Here is an 18616-nt window from a genome sequence, read left to right as displayed (position 1 = left end):
TTTATTTATATATGCTAGTAAACTTTGTATAACTTCAATATCTGGTTTAATAAAAAGAACTGGGAGAAGAGCGAAAACGAATAGTAACATAAGATTTGCACTTACTAAAGGTCGTATGATTTTCATAGTTTTCTCCTTCTTTCTGATTGGGTATATTCATAAAATCCCTTTTAACGGAAATGTTTGAATAATTAAATAGTAACTCATTTTAACGAAAAAGAAAAGTACTTTATTTGAAAAAAGACCTTAAAATGCCATGAATTAGTCGGTGCTCATGTTGTATAAATAGTTAATTAATTGTATTATAGAGTAATATATAAAATTCCGACATTACAGAAAGTATAAATATGGAAGGAATGAGGGTATGTTGACGAATATTAATGAAACATATAATGATCCTAAAAAACTAGCAAATGATTACGTGCATGAAGTGTATGAGTTAATAAAAAAGAGAAATCCAGGAGAGACGGAATTTCTCCAAGCAACAAGAGAAATTTTCGATTCACTTCGTCCGGTTTTTGTTAAAAATCCACATTATATTGAAGACGGTATCCTTGAGCGAATTACTGAGCCGGATCGCATTATTACTTTTCGGGTTGCCTGGGAAGATGACCAAGGAAAAGTGCATGTGAATAGAGGGTATCGTGTTCAATTTAATAGTGAGCTGGGTCCGTATAAAGGCGGGATTCGCTTCCATCCTTCGGTCAATCTGAGCATTATGAAGTTTTTAGCATTTGAACAAATCTTTAAAAACTCACTGACAGGTCAGCCAATAGGCGCTGGAAAAGGTGGCTCGGATTTTGATCCGAAAGATAAATCAGAACGAGAAATTATGCGGTTTATTCAAAGCTTTATGACGGAAATGCAGAAATACTTAGGTCCAGACTTAGACGTACCCGCTGGTGATATAGGTGTTGGAAGACGAGAAGTTGGTTATATGGCAGGGCAATACAATCGCATCCGAGGTGGGTTCCAACCTGGCGTCTTCACTGGAAAAGACCCAAATTACGGCGGAAGCCTCGGGCGAAGAGAAGCAACAGGGTATGGGACTGTATACTTTACGCAAGAAATGTTAAAAACGAATGGCATGAGTTTTGAAGGAAAAAAAGTAATCGTATCCGGGTCAGGGAATGTCTCGACCTATGCCATGGAGAAAGCAATTGAGCTTGGTGCGACAGTAATTGCATGTAGTGATTCAAGTGGGTATATTTATGATGAAAATGGTATAAATGTCGAGACGATTAAGCGAATTAAAGAAATCGAAAACGATCGAATTAAAGTGTATAGAAAATATCATTCATCTGCTAAATTTATTGAAGGGTGTCAGGGAATTTGGACGATTCCATGTGATATCGTTATCCCGTGTGCAACACAAAATGAGCTTGATGAAGACGATGCAACACTGTTAATTAGAAACGGTGTCAAAGCAATTGCAGAAGGTGCTAATATGCCTTGTACGCAAGAAGCGATAGATCTTTTTCTGGAAAATGATATCTTATTTGCACCTGCAAAAGCAGCAAATGCCGGCGGAGTAGCTGTTTCTGCAATGGAAATGTCTCAAAACAGTATGCGACTTAGTTGGACGTTTGAAGAAGTTGACGAAAAGCTGCAACTGGTTATGAAAGATATTTATGACAATTGTTTACAAGCAGCTGAAGAATATGGATATCCAGGTAATTTAATTGTCGGTGCTAATATTGCTGGATTTCTAAAAGTGGCGAACTCAATGGTGAGTCATGGAATTCGATAATCGAATCGTTGTTATGATGTAGACCTCTATTTTGAAGGGGTCTTTTTTTGTTTAATAAAATGAGTGACTTTTTTAAAAAGGTTGAAAGATTCGAAAGGTGTGTTATTATAAAAACACGCATAACAGTATAAATATACAATTGAGTGTTTGAGAGGGTGTCCTAACATGCGAAAGAAAAAAGTTGTTATTGCTTATAGTGGAGATTTATATGCTTCTGTTGCTATCAGATTGTTAGTAGACGCGGGCTATGACGTCGTTGCGGTTTGCATAGATATGGGTGGAAACAAAGATATAACAGAAATCCGAGTGAAAGCAATACAAGCTGGGGCAACAAGCAGTTATTTGATCGATGTAAAAAATGAATTTGCCGAACAATATGCCCTGCTTACAGTTCAAGCTCAAGCCTTTTGTGAAAATAAGTATCCTTTCATGAGCACGCTATCACGACCGCTCATTGCGAAAAAATTAGTTGAAGTTGCAGAAATTGAAAAGGCTGTTGCAATTGCACATGGTCTTACGATAAAAGACAACGACCAAAAACACTTCGAAACATTAATACAAACTTTAAATACATCCCTTAAATTAATTGATCTTGTGAATGAAGAAAATTGGACATGGAGAGAACAATTTGCATTTGCAACAGAAAATAAAATTCCAATATTGAATGATGTAGACAGTCTTAATTCTATTGACCAAACCTTATGGGGGCGTAAAAATGAATATTTAGGTTATTGTTCGAAAGTAGCAGCAAGCGAGGATGTATATGCAATAACAGCTGCAATAGAAGATGCGCCAATCGATCCAGAGTTTATCGAGATTGAATTTGAGCAAGGAATTCCAGTCAAAGTGAATGGACAAAAAATGGAAATAGCCGATATGTTCTTGTACTTAAATAACATCGCTGGGAAGCATGGAATTGGGAGAATCGATTCAGTCGAGAATTATGTAAATCGAAGTAGCTCTTATACAATTCATGAATGTCCGGGAGCAGTTACATTATTAAAAGCACATCGAACGCTTGAAAATAGGACAGTGACCAGTGAAGTTTCTCAATTCAAAGAAACCGTCTCTCAAAAGCTAATCGATATGATTGAAGAGGGTCTATGGTTTACGCCTTTGCGCACTGCATTGGAAGCGTTTATTCAAGAAACACAGCAATCTCTTTCTGGTACAGTTCACTTAAAGTTACACAAGGGGCAAGTTACAGTTGAAGATAATTCAGCATCTAATCCAACAATCAGCACGGCTAAAATGAATGAGCGATTCGATGCTAGGGTTAACGATTTATTAAAGATTGTGTAGTGAATAGGAATTTAAATTAAAAGGTCTCGCACGTAAACAATGCGAGACCCATCATTACAATAATTGTTTGATCGAGTGAAATACCGGTTCTTGCTTTTCAAAAGTAGTAATATAGTCAAAACCAATCGACTGTAATAATTCAAGAGATTCACGGAATTGGAAGGCAAGTTCTGAAACGCGGTGGGCGTCAGATCCTAGTGTAATAATTTCTCCCCCGCATTGTTTGTATAGCTTCAGCACATCATCACTTGGCATCGCATGTGATAATCCATATCGTACGCCGGAAGTATTCAGTTCAATGCCTTTTCCTTCGGGAATAATTTCTTTGAAAATAGTTGCTAATTCTTCATGAAATAAATTCGATGAAGGCTCATCTGAATAACGTTTTACTAAATCTACATGGCCAAGCACATTAAATCGTTTAAAGTTTTTTATGCACGCTAATAATTCATCGTAGTACAGTTGATATGCTTCTTCTACAGTTCTTCCCTCGAAAATCTCTTTATAATGCAAGCTTTTTTTATCGGTCGTATGCATTGAGCAAATGATAAAGTCGAATGTTTCATCGTCCACTAATTTCTCGTATTTATGTAAAATATGAGGTTGTACGCCAATTTCAATACCCTTTTGAATACAAATTTTCCCTTCATATTTTTCTTGTAACCTTGTTAATTCATCGGCATACTCTTTTAAATCAAACTCAAAAATGATTGAGTCATCTGGATACTCATAGTCAATATGTTCAGTAAAACAAATTTCCTTTAAGCCTTTATTGATAGACCCTACAACCATTTCTTCCATCGATACATTGCAATCTGCCGAAAAGTCACTATGCATATGAAAATCAAACATGAAATCCCTCCTGAAAATAAAGATATAATTTTCATTGTTGACAAACTATTCTACATCCTCTATGATAATAAATAACTTCACCCTAGTAAAGTAATAAAGTAGATTCGTGAAAGGTGGGAATAGTTAGATTGTACACCGATTATAATGCGAACGATGAAATTGTCAAAGATTATCAAAAGTATGAGCGAATGATTAAAACGATTAATAAAAGATTTAAAACATATGGCTATGAACGGATTAAAACACCAACATTTGAGCAGTACGACATGTATGCGCAAGTCACCAGTTCAATTAATCGAAAAGAAATGGTAAAGACGATTGATGGTGACGGTGAAGTACTCGTGCTTCGACCGGATGTAACCATCCCAATTACTAAACAACTGGCAGATAACTATACTACTTTACCGCATGAACTCCGCTACTATTATGTTCAAGATGTGTATAGACAGTCCCAATTAGAGGATGAGGAAGTTGAGCGTACACAAGCTGGTGTTGAATATTTTTGTGATAGTACCCCGGAAGCAGATGCAGAAGTCATCGCACTTGCTTGTCATACGCTAAAAGATTTAGGGTTTAGAAATATTAAAATTGAATTGGGCCATGCAGGATTTTTTCAAGAGTTGATTGAAAAAGGAAGTTTTACAGAGCGCCAACTGATGCAGTTGAAAAATTTAATTCAAACGAAAAATATCGTAGAAATTGAGCCTTTCCTCCAAAGACTAGATATCGCAGAAGATTTAATCGCGGCATTTGTGAAAATTCCATTGTTATACGGGGATCCGGTTAAAATAAGTGAACGAGCGAGAGACATTACGAAAACAGTGAAGATGGAAGGTACATTAGATTATTTACTCGAAGTATATGACATTCTACGGCTGTATGGATTAGAAGACAACATCGTGATGGATTTGGGGCTTATCAATCGTATGGGCTATTATTCAGATATAATTTTTCAAGGTTTTGTAGAGAAATTTGGTCGGCCAGTATTAATGGGAGGCCGGTACAATTATTTAGGTAATGAATTCGGAGCCGCGCTACCAGCAATTGGCTTTGCTTGTACTGTGGAGTCATTGATGAAAGCGGCGAAGACCGATTTGACTACACGAAGAACACCCGTAGATGTGAAAATTAGTTACGATGAAAACAGTTTAAAAGAATCCATCGTCCTTGCAAATGAATTACGCGAACGGAATTATACAGTGATTTCTAATCCAGCCAATAAAGAAATGGTAGATGCGCAACCTTCTATCTATCAAATTATCATGACTCAGAATGAACAGGTATTTGTCTATAATGAAGTGTCCTACTATTTTGACTCCATTCAAGCGTTATTGAAATTAATGAACGGGGCGAAAGGAGCGGTGATGAATTGAGTAGCTTAACATTAGCGATTGCGACCGGTAGAACAGCGAAGCAAGCAATGGCTTTATTAGAAAAAGCCGGCATCACCTTTCCAGATTTTCATAATAAAAGTAGAAAACTAGTGATGTTAGATGAAACAGAGGCAATCAAATTAATTCTAGTGAAAACGGCCGATTTACCTACCTATGTAGAAAAAGGGGCCGCAGACATTGGCATTATCGGCAAAGACATCATTATGGAAGAACAGCCTGATATATATGAACTCGTAGATTTACAGATTGGTAAATGTAAAGTTGCAGTTGCAGGATTTCCTAATCAAGCACTACAAAATGGTTCACCTCTTACAGTTGCAACAAAATATCCTTTCATTACAAAATCGTATTTCGATGAAAAAGGGATTCGTGTTGAGACAATCAAACTGAATGGTTCTATTGAATTGGCACCACTTATTGGATTATCCGATGTCATAGTGGATATCGTAGAAACCGGAACGACCTTGAAGGAAAATGGTCTCGTCGTATTAGATGAAATTATGGATATTAGTGCAAGATTAATTGTGAATAAAGCTAGTTTTGCTACAAAAACAGTAGAAATTGAACAAGTTATCAATCAGGTTAAAGCAGCATTGGAGTGATAGAAGTGAAATACATGACAGGTAAGGAATATCAAGCTGAATTGCGTAACAATCGCATTAGAAATGAAGATGATGAAACAATTAATCGAAGCGTTCGAGACATTATTCAACAAGTACGTGAGCGTGGCGATGAGGCGCTAGTTGCTTATACGGCCAAGTTCGATCATGTTCAAATAACTAATTTAACCGTATCGAAAGAAGAGATTGAAGAGGCGCGAGACAGTGTCGGTAAATCGTTCATTCAAGCCATTCAAAGAGCGATAAAAAATATTAAAGGATTTCATGAAGAACAACGTGAAAAGACATGGTTAACGAATCCGAGCGAAGGGGTCATGCTAGGGCAAAAAGTAACGCCACTTGAAAGTGTGGGAATCTACGTGCCAGGTGGAAAAGCTGCCTATCCTTCTACTGTGTTAATGAATGCAATTCCTGCAAAAATCGCTGGCGTTAAGCAAATTGCCATTACAACACCTGTTCAAGAGGATGGAAAAGTGAATCCATATGTTTTGACTGCTGCTGCTGAAGTTGGCGTAGAAACCATTTATAAAGTAGGCGGAGCCCAAGCGATTGCAGCACTTGCTTATGGAACAGAAACTGTCGGGAAAGTCGTCAAAATTGTAGGGCCTGGAAATGCATATGTTGCTTGTGCAAAAAAGTGGGTTTTTGGAGATGTCGCAATCGATATGATTGCGGGACCAAGTGAAATTTGCATCGTTGCAGATGAAAGTGCGAATCCCAAATATGCCGCGGCTGATCTATTATCACAAGCAGAACACGATGAGGGGGCATCAGCGATCTGTATCACAACGAGTGATTTGTTTGCCGAGGCGTTACAACTTGAAATTCAACAGCAAATGGAAAATGCGGAGCGAAAAGCGATTATTGAACAATCTATCACCAATCAAGGACGGATTGTTGTTACTGAATCGCTGGCAGAAGCCTATGAACTTGTGAATGAACTCGCCCCTGAACATTTGCAGTTAATGATTGAAAATCCAATGGAAAAACTATCAAATATTAGGAATGCGGGCGCTATTTTTCTTGGGAACCACTCACCCGAAGCATTGGGAGATTATCTTGCAGGCCCGAACCACACATTACCAACGAGCGGTACATCCACATTTTCATCACCATTAGGCGTTTATGACTTTGTCAAAAAAACAAGCATTATACATTACTCGGCAGCGGCTTTAAATGAAGTGGCCGATGACATCATTACAATCGCCAATGCGGAAGGATTATATGCCCATGCAAATTCAATCGCAATACGGAAGGAGGATTAATAATGCGTAAAAAAGAGATTAGCCGCTCAACAGCGGAAACATCTATATCATTAGATTTTTCAATCGATGGAACCGGAACGACGGATATCAAAACTGGTGTCGGATTCTTTGACCATATGCTGACTGCATTTACAAAGCACGGGTTATTTGATTTAAAGGTACGTTGTGATGGGGATATTGAAGTGGATCAGCACCATACAGTCGAGGATATAGGAATTGTCTTAGGCCAAGCATTCAATGAAAGCATTGGTGCGAAGGAAGGCATCGAACGCTATGCGACGGTTTCTGTCCCAATGGATGAAGCTCTATCTACCGTTTCGCTGGATATTAGTGGACGTTCGTTTTTAGTGTATAACGTGGATGGATTAAAAGACAAAGTCGGTGAATTTGATACTGAACTTGTCGAAGAATTCTTCCATGCATTTACAAGCCACGCAAAAGTGACACTCCATATTAATTTGGCATATGGAAAAAATACACACCATATCATTGAATCCATCTTCAAAGCATTCGGTCGAGCGTTGCGTGTAGCGAGTACGATTAACCCTGAGGTGAAAGGGATTCCATCGACAAAGGGACTGCTTTGACACGAGTCGTCAGCAATGATAAAAACTATATCTTATTTGAATTTGATACGGAAATTTATAATTGTTTATTTATATTTAAAACTAATTTTAAAGTGGGTTTTGTTGATTGGAGTGGAGGGTGGCGAGTGCTCTCAAACGCTCCGCTTTTTGGTCGCAAAAGCCGTTCTTCGTGATGGCTCTTCCTGTGGGATTAGCGGAACAGGTGAGACCCCGCAGTGGAGCGTTAGCGCCTGAAGCTAGAAAGCGTCCACCCGGAACTGAGATCAACTTACACTTTTAATATAAGAGGAGCGAAAACTAGATGATTCTTTTTCCTGCAATAGATATTCGAAATGGTAAATGCGTAAGACTCATTCAAGGGGATTACGACCAAGAAATCATTTATGGGGACTCCCCAACTGAAATGGCATTATTATGGGAAAAACAAGGTGCTGAATATATACATATCGTCGACTTAGACGGTGCAAAAACGGGTGAATCTCCAAACCAATTAGCGATTCAAAACATTGCTAAGGCTGTTTCAGTACCGATACAAGTAGGTGGCGGGATTCGTTCTATGGAAATCATTGACGAACATATAGCTAGCGGTGTAAGTCGTGTCATTATCGGAACAGCAGCAATCACCAATCGTCCATTTCTTGAAGAGGCAGTGCAAAAGTACGGTGATAAAATTGCTGTCTCCATCGATGCACGTAATGGCTTTGTGGCGACAGATGGTTGGACAGAAACGACTGATAAAAAAGCACTTGATTTATTGCAAGAATTAGAGGTAATCGGTGTGAAGACGGTTGTATATACTGATATTTTTAAAGATGGCATGATGCAAGGCCCTAACTTCCAAGAACTCCAAGCAATAAATAAAGCATCTGCCGTGGACGTCATTGCTTCCGGTGGTGTGACGACGGAAGAAGATATACAACAATTAGAAGGTATGAATTTGTATGGTGCAATTATTGGTAAAGCACTTTACGAAGGAACGCTCTCACTTCAGCAATTGAGAGAAGGTGCATTTCGTGAATAGTTATCGAATTATTCCTTGTTTAGATGTCGATAAAGGCAAAGTCGTAAAGGGGCGGAAATTTAAAGACGTTCAGGAAGTGGCAGAACCACTCACTTTGGCGAAAAAGTATGTTCAAGACGGAGCCGATGAACTGGTATTTTATGATATAACGGCTTCATCTGAAAAGCGTGCAGTTTTTATTGAATTAATTGCCCAACTTGCTAAAGAAATTCCAATTCCATTTACAGTTGGGGGAGGCATTCGAAGCCTTGATGACATTCAAAGTGTAATAGATGTAGGGGCTGACAAAGTATCGTTAAATAGTGTTGTGCTAGCAAATCCATCATTTATTGCAGAAGCCGCAAACCGTTTCGGATCAGAAAAAATTGTTTTTTCGATGGATGTAAAAGAAGTTGCCCCGTCCACTTGGCATGTTTTTGCTAGAGGTGGCCAAAAGGATACTGGACTGGATGCCATCAAATGGGCACTTCAAGGAGAAGCGAACGGCGCTGGGGAGATTGTGCTAAACAGCATTGATGGAGACGGAGAAAAAGACGGCTACTCACTAGAACTAACAAAAAAAATCGCGGAAGCAGTCAGTATTCCGGTCGTCGCAAGTGGCGGCGCTGGGAAAATGGAAGATTTTAAAACTGTCTTAACAGAAGGAAAAGCAGACGCAGCCCTTGCGGCATCTGTATTCCATTATGAAGAGATTACAATTCAAGACTTAAAAGCGTACTTGAAGGAGCAAGGATTAAATTAAAGGGAAAGCCTAGCGCTAAGCCGCTTAAAACGATCTAAGATTAAAAAAGTTGGGACTGATAAAATAATGAAAATTGAAGATATCACTTTCAATGAAAATGGTCTCGTTCCTGCAATTGTACAAGATGAGCAAACGGGCAATGTGCTCATGCTGGCCTATATGAACGAAGAAGCGATGGCTAAAACGATTGAAACGAAAGAGACATGGTTTTATAGCCGTTCTAGGGAAGAACTGTGGAACAAAGGTGCAACTTCTGGAAATCGTCAAAAGGTCAAGCGATTATCATATGATTGTGATCAAGATACAATTCTCGTTCAAGTCGAACCAATAGGACCCGCCTGTCATACAGGAGAGGAAACTTGTTTTTTCCAAACTGTTTTTGAAGAAGAAACGCCAAATCGCCAAATCGTTCATGATGTAATTGCGAGTATTCGAAATCGCCGAAATAACCCGGTAGAAGGCTCCTACACATCTTATTTATTTAGGGAAGGCATTGACAAAGTGCTGAAAAAGGTTGGGGAAGAGTCGAGTGAAGTTATTATTGGCGCTAAGAATGAAGACAAACGCGAATTGACGAGTGAATTGGCAGATTTACTCTACCATTCCCTCGTCCTGATGGAAATTTCAGGGGTTACGATAACGGATGTAAAAAAAGAATTGGTTAAGAGGCGCATAGAAAAGTAAAGGTTGGTAAAAGTTTTTCTATAGAAACGTAATATAATTTATATAAAAAACAGTCCTGGTTAACAATGAATCAGGACTGTTTTATTTATGTTTAATGATAAATTCTGAACGGAATGTGATAAGATTCAGTCCGCTTTGTGGAAGAGTCATAAATATTGCAGAGTTTTTGTGTGGTTAATTTGAGAAAGTCATTGGAAACCTATACGATACAACTATGTAAAAGAAAGTTCCTGAAATAAAATGAAAATTTCTTTACTTATAATGACTAAATTTAAAAGGTGGGTGAAGAAGATGGGCTCAAAATACATAGACCTTGGCTTTGCATTATTCCTAGGTTATTTTGCATACACACGTGTTGTAAACGGACAATATGGGTTTGCAACCTTATTTGCAGTGTTATCTATACTAAATTTCTCAACTGCATTTATGAAGCATAAGCGAGTGCTTGGACAAAAAAAGGATGAAGAGTAACGAATAAAATTGTGCTTTTCGATTTGATGGGAATCAAACTGTACCCGAAACAATTAAATTGTTTTCGAGTACAGTTTTTTTATGCGGTATTTTTATTTTTTCTAATGAGGCGTACAATAAATTCAATGAGTAAAGATAAGCCTAAACCAAACGAAGAGATAATAAATAAAGATAAAATACCAATTACATCGCCTTGGCCATTGATATCTAATATGAAACTACGAAACATATCAAAAAAAGCGATAATCATTGCGATCCCAAAAATTGGAAAAGCTATTTTTAATTGATAAAATAGTAGGGCTGAAAAAGAGATGCCGATAATTAAGCCGAAAATGACAAAAGTCACAAAGTTTAAAACCTCTACATCGTGACCTAATACATTTCTTAGCCCAATCACAAGAAGTACAAATGTAGTAATTCCAGAAAAAACGCCAAATTTACCATAATACTGTTCCACGTATTGCACCTGCTTTCTATCTTACACTAATCATACCTAATCCTCGCTTAAAAATCTTATTAAATGATTTAACGATGCAAATACGTGAAATAGCTGCAGTTAAAGTCCGCCCGACTTTAACTGCAGCCTGAATATCACTTATTATTTGTTTTGTTTGCAATGATCACTAGCTTACCTTGGTCAAGTTCTTCCTCGGCTGTTTCGGCTTCAGTTGTTGTTAAACCAGCTGCTTCCATTTTACTTCGAAGCTCGTCGCCTCGCGAGGAGACTAAGTTTTTCAGCGTGTTCAAAACGCCTTCTTCTTTCAAACCAACTTTTTCAGTGTCTAATGCTTCAGTAATGTCATTTCCTCTTTTTTCATCATGTGCAAAAATATAGATGTCGTCATGCGAATATCCAGTTGACACCAATTTTTCCACTTCAGACTTTGCTTGGACAACATTTTCTACTGTTTTTTTTACAGTCATTAAAAATCCCTCCCATTTGTTTATATTTTATCTATACCAACTTGGAGGGATCCTAAACATTACAAAGTGATGACAGGTTGAAATTTACTACTTATCATGGGAAGCAAGTAGTTGATAAGACTGTATAAATTGCGCTGGATTCGTCGAAATTAAAAATGGGAAAACACCTTCATTCGTATGTAAATATAGAATGCCATGCCCATTTGAAAATGGTTTATAAGACATATCAAATACGTTTTGCAACTGAAAATGATGCGAATTTGAATAAATAGATGTTTGTGTCATCGTTAGTAATTGTTCAATTTCTATTTTTTGTTGCTCAAAATTTTTAATAAACCTTTCGACGACTGTAAATTGTATCGTCGAGATGGTTTTGCTTGTGAAATCTTTCAAATCAAGCCCTCCTCCCTTTGATTGAGTGGAATAATTAAACAACAAAATTGAGTGAATTAGTTGTTCCAAAATCAGCTATCCCGTAGTATAATGAGTGAATTGTAATTTTGAAAAGAGGATAATAAATGAAGAAATCAATATACGGATTAACGCTTGAACAGTTAACGGACTGGTTAATTGAAAATGGTCAGAAAAGATTTCGTGCTGACCAAATATGGGATTGGCTGTATAAAAAACGTGTGACATCTTTTTCACAAATGAAAAATATTAATAAAGATTGTATTCAATTATTAGAAGAACATTATATCATCCAATCGCTTGAACAGACAGTAAAACAAGAATCAGAAGATGGAACGATTAAGTTCTTATTTAAAATGCAAGACGGTAACTTAATCGAAACTGTACTAATGAAATTTCCGTACGGCTATTCCGTTTGTGTAACAACCCAAGTCGGTTGTAACATCGGATGCAGTTTTTGCGCGAGCGGCCTACTGAAAAAGAGCCGTGACTTACAAAGCGGAGAAATTGTTGAGCAAATTATGAAAGTACAACATCATTTAGATGCTAAAGGATTAGATGAACGAGTAAGTCATATTGTTGTTATGGGCATTGGAGAGCCGTTTGATAACTATACCAATCTAATGGCGTTCCTCCATATCGTTAATTCACAAAAAGGGCTTAGCATTGGTGCGCGTCATATTACTGTCTCAACAAGTGGACTTGCCCATAAAATTAAAGAATTTGCGGATGAAGATATTCAAATCAACTTGGCGGTTTCTTTACATGCACCGAATGATGAACTTCGGTCAAGCATTATGAAAATCAACCGTGCATTTCCAATTGATAAGCTAATGGATTCCATTGATTATTACCTGGAAAAGAATAATCGTCGAATTACGTTTGAATATATTATGTTAGATGATGTAAATGACCACGTTGAAGAAGCGCGCCAACTTGCACGTCTGCTTGCGAATAAGCGACATCTTTCATATGTCAATTTAATTCCATATAACCCAGTCGATGAACATAGCCAGTATCGAAGAAGTAAGCCGGAAGCGATTCAAGCCTTTTATGAAACGCTCAAAGGTAAAGGTATCCCATGTGGTGTGCGTTTAGAACAAGGAACAGATATTGATGCTGCTTGTGGTCAATTAAGAAGTAAACAAATCAAGAAAAACAAAACAAACTAATTGTTGATCCGATAGAATAGGTAACTTATTCTATCGGATTTTTATCATTAAAGGATGAATGATACACAGTTATAGTAGTACTAGAAGCTGTTCTTTTGGTACTATATAGATATGTAGGTAAAAGGAGGGTTTATATTGCGGAAATTGCGTTATGGTATTTTATTTCTCGGATTAATACTGACTTTAGCTGCTTGTTCCAAAGAAGAAGACACACCTGTAGATAGACTTTCTGCTTATGTCGACTTATGGAATGATGCTAAATTTACAGAGATGTACGATGACTATATAACAGAATCGTCGAAAGATGTTTTTGGAAAAGAACAATTTATTGAACGTGCCGAAAAACTTTATGCAGATTTAGGTATTTCTTCCATAGAAGTCATTTTTGATAAACCGGAAGAAGAAAAAACGTATAAAAAAGAAGAAGACGTTGAGTTTCCTGTTCAAATAAAACTGGAGACAATAGCCGGGGAAATTGATTTTAAGAAGAATGTTCCATTAACTTATAAAGAACAAGGTGAAACAAAGAACTGGTTTATTGAATGGGATCCGTCTTTTATTCTTCCAGATTTATCTATGCACGATAAAGTAAGGATTTCAACCATTCAATCAAAGCGTGGAGAAATTTATGACCGTCATAATAAAGCGCTTGCGATAAATGGTTCGGGTGTTGAAATTGGCATTGTACCAGAAAAATTTAATACTGAAACAGATGCAGAAAAACTTGCGACATTGCTTGGAACAACCGCCAACTTTATTAACGAACAATTGAATCAAAGTTGGGTGCAGCCAGACTTATTTGTGCCAATTAAAAAATTATCTTTTACACAAGAAGATATTTATAATGAAGCATTGCAAATTGCTGGCGTAACGTCAATGAAAGCAGAGATGCGCGAATACCCTTACGCAGAATCTTTAGCACATCTTATTGGCTACATAGGGCAAATTAATGCGGAAGAATTAGAAAAGCTAAATGATAAAGGCTATAAAGAATCAGATCTTGTTGGTAAACGAGGACTCGAGCAATTACTTGAAGAAAGACTTCGTGGTGAAGATGGGATTAAAATTTACATTGAAAAAACAGAACAGAATGCCGAAAAAATAATGATTGCTGAAACGCCGGCGATCGATGGCGAAAATATAACGTTAACAATCGACGCTGAGTTTCAAAAGGCTGTTTTTGCAGAAATGAACGGTGAACCTGGTACCGCAGCGATTGTTGATCCGAAAACAGGTGAAACACTTGTATTAGCAAGTTCTCCGGCATTTGATCCAAATGAACTGTCGCTTGGTATTTCTTCAACTCGCTATGCAGAGTTAACGGATGATCCCGCAGAGCCTTTATTAAATAGATTTGCGGCTACGTATGCGCCAGGTTCTTCTATCAAACCAATCACGGCTGCAATCGGTTTATCTACTGGAACACTTAAACCTGACGAAGGGCATACGATTGAGGGGAAGAAATGGCGAAAGGACGGTTCGTGGGGGAACTTCCAAGTCACACGAGTTTATACTGCACCGAACCCAGTGGACTTGAAAAAAGCACTTGTCTACTCAGATAATATTTATTTTGCAAAAGAAGCTTTGGAAATGGGTAGTGAACAGTTTGTAGAAGGTTTGCAACAATTTGGTTTTGGAGAAGAGATTCCTTTTAAATATGGTCTTCGGACATCGCAAATTTCCAACGATGGAAAAATTACTTCCGAAGGTCAACTTGCAGATACGTCATTTGGACAAGGTCAAATGCTTATGAACATCCTTCACTTGGCATCTACTTACGGTGCAATTGTAAATGAAGGACAAATGACTAAACCTGTTTTGTTTGCAGATGAAAAGAAAAGTGAAGTATGGAAAGAAGAATTGCTGTCGGCAGAACATGCGGCAATTTTACAAGAAGATTTGAGAGCAGTTGTATCAGATGGTTTTGCCGAAGCAGCAAATATTTCATCTCCAAAAATTTCAGGGAAAACTGGAACAACGGAATTGAAGTCTTCACTAGAAGAAGCTGGAAAAGAAAATGGCTTTTTCGTCGCTTACCCGACAGATGATCCAACTTATATTATTGCCATGATGATTGAAGGGGTAGAAAATAAAGGCGGAAGCGGTTATGTTGCAGAAAAAGTCGCCAATGTGATGAAAACGAGATAAATGAATGACAAAAGTAACGGATTCCAATTGTAAGATAGGGAATTCGTTGCTTTTTTTATATTTTGGAGTAAAATCTGCTTACTTTGGGAATAACAACATACAAGGAGGTAGGAAAAATGAAAAAAACTTTTCTAGTCATTTCATTATTTGTCATGTCTTTATTCGTTGTAGCCTGCGGAACGACGAATAATGGTAATGAAAAACCGGCAGATAATCAAATAATTGAGGATAATAACAACGCCGGTACAAAAGGCACCAATGGTAATACAGGAACGAACGGTACGGAAGCTGGAGTAGAAGGAACGAATAACAATTCAGGACAACAATCAGGTTCAAATGGTAGTGATGAAGCAGCTAAAATGGACGCATTGGACTATACAGAGTTTTCCTTGGATATCGATTATGGCAATCACAAGGATTATGATGTAGAGCTTGAACGAGAAGAAAACGGTTTTGTGGAAGCAAAACTTGAAGATGATACGAATGGCATCAAGAAAAGAGGTTCAGAAGCCTTTAATGAAATTTATCCGTTAGTCGAACAATTAACGATTACACAAGATACAACGAAAGAGGAAGCAATTAAAGAAGTTCTTGATGTCTTTAAACAAGATGCAAATTATCAAAAATTCGAATTAGAAATCACCTTTAAAGACGGCACGAAAATCGAATTTGAAGATAGAAAATAAAGGAAAAGCCTGACGATATTACATGTCAGGCTTTTTTCTGTGAAATTTAGATGAATCGATAACAATTATTCAAATATGCTAATAAATATACAGTTAAACAAATAATTATTCCTTAACCCCTTTATTTTTGTAGTAATTTATAGTAAAGTATGTATATCGTTAATTATAAGACTATTGAAAAATAAGTAGGGGAATGTGCGATGATGAAAAAACGGATTGTCGTTAAGATTGGGAGTAGTTCGCTTACAAATGAAAATGGAGAGATTGATCAAGTAAAATTTGTGGATCATGTCAATGCACTTGCTGAACTCCGAAGTGCGGGACATGAAGTGTTATTAGTTTCTTCTGGTGCAGTTGCGGCTGGTTTCAAACGTTTAGGGTATTGCACAAGACCGATTACGTTGAAAGGAAGACAAGCGGCTGCAGCTGTCGGTCAAAGTCTATTAGTACAATCTTATATTGATAAGTTTAGTGAATTTGGCATTGTACCTGCGCAAATATTATTAACACGTGATGATTTTTCAAATCGTGACCGTTATAAAAATGCATATGCTACGATGTCAGAGCTCTTGGAAAGACGGGTATTACCGATCATTAACGAAAATGATACAATTTCCGTTAGAGAGTTAACATTCGGTGATAACGATATGTTATCCGCACTCGTCAGCGGTCTTATGAAAGCAGATCAACTAATCATATTAACAGATGTGAATGGTCTTTATGATTCCAATCCAAATGAAAATCCAGATGCCCAAAAAATCGATTTACTAAATGAGATTACAGATGACATGCTATCTTTCGCAGATGAGTCTGGTTCTAGTGTGGGAACTGGTGGAATGAAATCGAAATTATTAGCAGCCAAAACGGCCTTATCTGTCGGTGTCCCAGTCTTTATTGGTAAAGGTTTTGGAAAAGATAAATTAACAAACATGATTAATGGGCATGGTGACGGCACTTATATTCTCAATGAGCAGCAAAATTCAATTACGATTAATCAACAATGGATTGCGATGCACTCTGAGGCATCCGGGAAAATTTATGTCGATGAAGGTGCAGAAGAGGCGATTTTATATAACAGCAAAAATTTATTACCAGCAGGCGTTTTTAAAGTACAAGGGAACTTTAAAAAAGGGGATGTCGTTGAGGTCTTTGGACTGAATGGATTAATCGGAAAAGGTGAAGTTACTTATTCAGCAAAAGAACTTCAAAAAGCAATTGGCAAGCGAAGTGAGGAACAAACGAATCGTGTCAGAACAACGCAGGTTGAAGTCATACATCGAGCAAAGTGGGTAACGATATAGGAGGGGTTTTAAATGGGAGAATTAACGATGATAAATGAAGTGCAAGATAAAGGTAAAAAAGCAAAAGCGGTGAGTATACAATTAGGAATGAAAACAACAGCAGAGAAAAATGAAGCACTGCAACTTATCGCAGAACAGTTAGTAGCTGATCAAGCATTTCTTTTAACTGAAAATGCAAAAGATATTCAAGCGGGACAAAAAAATGGACTGACAGAAGAAGTATTAGACCGTATTTTATTAACGGAAGATAGAATTATCGCGATGTCTCAGGCGATTCAAGAATTAATCGAATTGGCAGACCCAGTCGGAGAGATTTTTGAATCTATTGAAAAAGAAAATGGCTTACTCATTCAGAAAAAGCGTGTACCCATCGGTGTTATTGGTATGATTTATGAAGCACGTCCAAACGTAACGGTCGATGCAGCGACGTTATCCTTAAAGACTGGAAATGCAGCCATTTTAAGAGGAAGTTCTTCGGCAACCTATTCCAACCAAGCGCTCATTCAATCGATTCATAAAGCATTGGAAAAGAGTGCAATTCCAGTAGAAGCGGTTCAATTAATTGAAGATACGAGCCGTGAAACTGCGAAAGAATTGTTCAATCTAAATGAATACCTTGATGTATTAATCCCAAGAGGTGGTAAAAAGCTGATTGAAACGGTCATCAAAGAATCTACTGTGCCAGTACTTGAGACAGGTGCGGGGAATTGTCATTTGTTTATTGATGAAACAGCGGATAAACAAATGGCAGTAGCCATTTTATTAAATGCAAAATTGCAACGCCCATCCGTCTGTAATGCAGTTGAAACGATACTCCTACATGAAAAATGGTTTGCACAACACGGGAAAGAAGTGGTTAAGTTGTTGCAAGACAATGAAGTAGTGATTCATGGAGATTCTTCAATTCAAGAAATTTCGGAGGAAATCCATGTTGCGACAGAGGAAGATTGGTACACTGAATATTTAGGGCTTGAAGTTGGGCTGAAAGTTGTGAAGGATGTTGACCAAGCGATTCAACACATTTCACAATATGGCACAGGGCATTCCGAAGCAATTGTGACAGAGAATGAAAAACATGCTGCGCAATTTGTAAACCAAGTGGACGCTGCGGCTGTGTATCATAATGCTTCCACAAGATTTACGGATGGCTTTGAGTTTGGATATGGTGCAGAAATCGGCATCAGTACACAAAAATTACATGCGAGAGGTCCAATGGGGTTACAAGCTTTAACGTCTAGCAAATTTGTCATTCAGGGGACAGGGCAAGTTCGTAATTAACTAAAAAA

The 18616-nt window shown here is 37.6% G+C and carries 19 protein-coding genes; 15 read left to right on the top strand and 4 right to left on the bottom strand.

Translation table 11 applies throughout. The annotated features are described in order from the left end of the window. Window positions 1-364 precede the first annotated feature (364 nt). Together gdhA and AB1H92_RS11605 are read left to right on the top strand one after the other, a co-directional pair. Window positions 365-1750, top strand: coding sequence for an NADP-specific glutamate dehydrogenase (gene gdhA / locus AB1H92_RS11610; RefSeq protein WP_115362488.1), 1386 nt, complete (start codon window positions 365-367; stop codon window positions 1748-1750). A 165-nt stretch (window positions 1751-1915) separates the two neighbouring features. Further along, complete coding sequence (locus AB1H92_RS11605) at window positions 1916-3052, top strand: argininosuccinate synthase (protein ID WP_115362486.1); 1137 nt, start codon at window positions 1916-1918, stop codon at window positions 3050-3052. Between the two features lie 54 nt (window positions 3053-3106). Here the strand turns inward: AB1H92_RS11605 and AB1H92_RS11600 are convergent, their stop codons facing one another. Continuing rightward, window positions 3107-3904 carry a histidinol-phosphatase HisJ family protein gene (locus tag AB1H92_RS11600; protein ID WP_115362484.1) on the bottom strand — a complete coding sequence of 266 codons (798 nt, stop codon included), beginning with the start codon at window positions 3902-3904 and terminating at the stop codon, window positions 3107-3109. Window positions 3905-4032: 128 nt separating this feature from the next. Between AB1H92_RS11600 and hisZ the strand changes: the two genes are divergently transcribed. The 8 genes from hisZ (at window position 4033) to AB1H92_RS11560 (ending at window position 10688) form a co-directional block, all read left to right on the top strand. Next, window positions 4033-5277 carry an ATP phosphoribosyltransferase regulatory subunit gene (gene hisZ, locus AB1H92_RS11595; protein ID WP_115362482.1) on the top strand — a complete coding sequence of 415 codons (1245 nt, stop codon included), beginning with the start codon at window positions 4033-4035 and terminating at the stop codon, window positions 5275-5277. Beyond that, window positions 5274-5900, top strand: coding sequence for an ATP phosphoribosyltransferase (gene hisG, locus AB1H92_RS11590; protein ID WP_115362480.1), 627 nt, complete (start codon window positions 5274-5276; stop codon window positions 5898-5900). The genes hisZ and hisG overlap by 4 nt, the downstream gene beginning before the upstream one ends. Beyond that, window positions 5900-7183, top strand: coding sequence for a histidinol dehydrogenase (gene hisD / locus AB1H92_RS11585; RefSeq protein ID WP_370475590.1), 1284 nt, complete (start codon window positions 5900-5902; stop codon window positions 7181-7183). Before hisG ends, hisD begins: the two co-directional genes overlap by 1 nt. Window positions 7184-7185: 2 nt before the next feature. Next, window positions 7186-7770, top strand: a complete 585-nt coding sequence (gene hisB / locus AB1H92_RS11580; RefSeq protein ID WP_115362476.1) for an imidazoleglycerol-phosphate dehydratase HisB — start codon at window positions 7186-7188, stop codon at window positions 7768-7770. Between the two features lie 301 nt (window positions 7771-8071). Next, window positions 8072-8791, top strand: coding sequence for a 1-(5-phosphoribosyl)-5-[(5-phosphoribosylamino)methylideneamino]imidazole-4-carboxamide isomerase (gene hisA / locus AB1H92_RS11575; RefSeq protein WP_115362474.1), 720 nt, complete (start codon window positions 8072-8074; stop codon window positions 8789-8791). Then, entirely contained in the window at window positions 8784-9533 is a 750-nt protein-coding gene (gene hisF / locus AB1H92_RS11570) for an imidazole glycerol phosphate synthase subunit HisF (protein WP_115362472.1), read from the top strand. Before hisA ends, hisF begins: the two co-directional genes overlap by 8 nt. A gap of 66 nt (window positions 9534-9599) precedes the next feature. Beyond that, the gene (gene hisIE, locus AB1H92_RS11565) at window positions 9600-10217 is read left to right on the top strand and encodes a bifunctional phosphoribosyl-AMP cyclohydrolase/phosphoribosyl-ATP diphosphatase HisIE (RefSeq protein ID WP_115362470.1); all 618 of its coding nucleotides are present in this window, start codon (window positions 9600-9602) and stop codon (window positions 10215-10217) included. A gap of 291 nt (window positions 10218-10508) precedes the next feature. Beyond that, complete coding sequence (locus AB1H92_RS11560; protein ID WP_115362468.1) at window positions 10509-10688, top strand: hypothetical protein; 180 nt, start codon at window positions 10509-10511, stop codon at window positions 10686-10688. A 79-nt stretch (window positions 10689-10767) separates the two neighbouring features. Here AB1H92_RS11560 and AB1H92_RS11555 read toward each other — a convergent pair whose 3' ends face one another. The 3 genes from AB1H92_RS11555 to AB1H92_RS11545 form a co-directional block, all read right to left on the bottom strand. Beyond that, entirely contained in the window at window positions 10768-11145 is a 378-nt protein-coding gene (locus AB1H92_RS11555) for a hypothetical protein (RefSeq protein ID WP_115362466.1), read from the bottom strand. A 134-nt stretch (window positions 11146-11279) separates the two neighbouring features. Further along, the gene (locus AB1H92_RS11550; protein ID WP_115362464.1) at window positions 11280-11612 is read right to left on the bottom strand and encodes a general stress protein; all 333 of its coding nucleotides are present in this window, start codon (window positions 11610-11612) and stop codon (window positions 11280-11282) included. An 87-nt stretch (window positions 11613-11699) separates the two neighbouring features. Then, window positions 11700-12005, bottom strand: coding sequence for a hypothetical protein (locus AB1H92_RS11545; protein ID WP_115362462.1), 306 nt, complete (start codon window positions 12003-12005; stop codon window positions 11700-11702). A 125-nt stretch (window positions 12006-12130) separates the two neighbouring features. Here AB1H92_RS11545 and rlmN point away from each other — a divergent pair, with 125 nt between their 5' ends. From rlmN to AB1H92_RS11520, 5 genes are all read left to right on the top strand, one after another. Next, on the top strand, window positions 12131-13195 hold the full coding sequence (gene rlmN, locus AB1H92_RS11540; RefSeq protein ID WP_115362460.1) for a 23S rRNA (adenine(2503)-C(2))-methyltransferase RlmN: 1065 nt from the start codon (window positions 12131-12133) through the stop codon (window positions 13193-13195). A gap of 135 nt (window positions 13196-13330) precedes the next feature. After that, window positions 13331-15343, top strand: a complete 2013-nt coding sequence (locus AB1H92_RS11535; protein WP_115362458.1) for a penicillin-binding transpeptidase domain-containing protein — start codon at window positions 13331-13333, stop codon at window positions 15341-15343. A 116-nt stretch (window positions 15344-15459) separates the two neighbouring features. Next, window positions 15460-16029, top strand: a complete 570-nt coding sequence (locus AB1H92_RS11530) for a YusW family protein (protein WP_115362456.1) — start codon at window positions 15460-15462, stop codon at window positions 16027-16029. A gap of 200 nt (window positions 16030-16229) precedes the next feature. Beyond that, window positions 16230-17330, top strand: a complete 1101-nt coding sequence (gene proB, locus AB1H92_RS11525) for a glutamate 5-kinase (protein ID WP_115362454.1) — start codon at window positions 16230-16232, stop codon at window positions 17328-17330. Between the two features lie 30 nt (window positions 17331-17360). After that, window positions 17361-18608, top strand: coding sequence for a glutamate-5-semialdehyde dehydrogenase (locus tag AB1H92_RS11520; RefSeq protein WP_115364140.1), 1248 nt, complete (start codon window positions 17361-17363; stop codon window positions 18606-18608). Window positions 18609-18616: the final 8 nt, after the last annotated feature.

Source organism: Sporosarcina pasteurii (assembly GCF_041295575.1).
Classification (GTDB): Bacteria; Bacillota; Bacilli; order Bacillales_A; family Planococcaceae; genus Sporosarcina; species Sporosarcina pasteurii.
The sequence above is the reverse complement of the archived record's forward strand: the minus strand, read 5'-3'. Positions and strand labels throughout refer to the sequence as shown.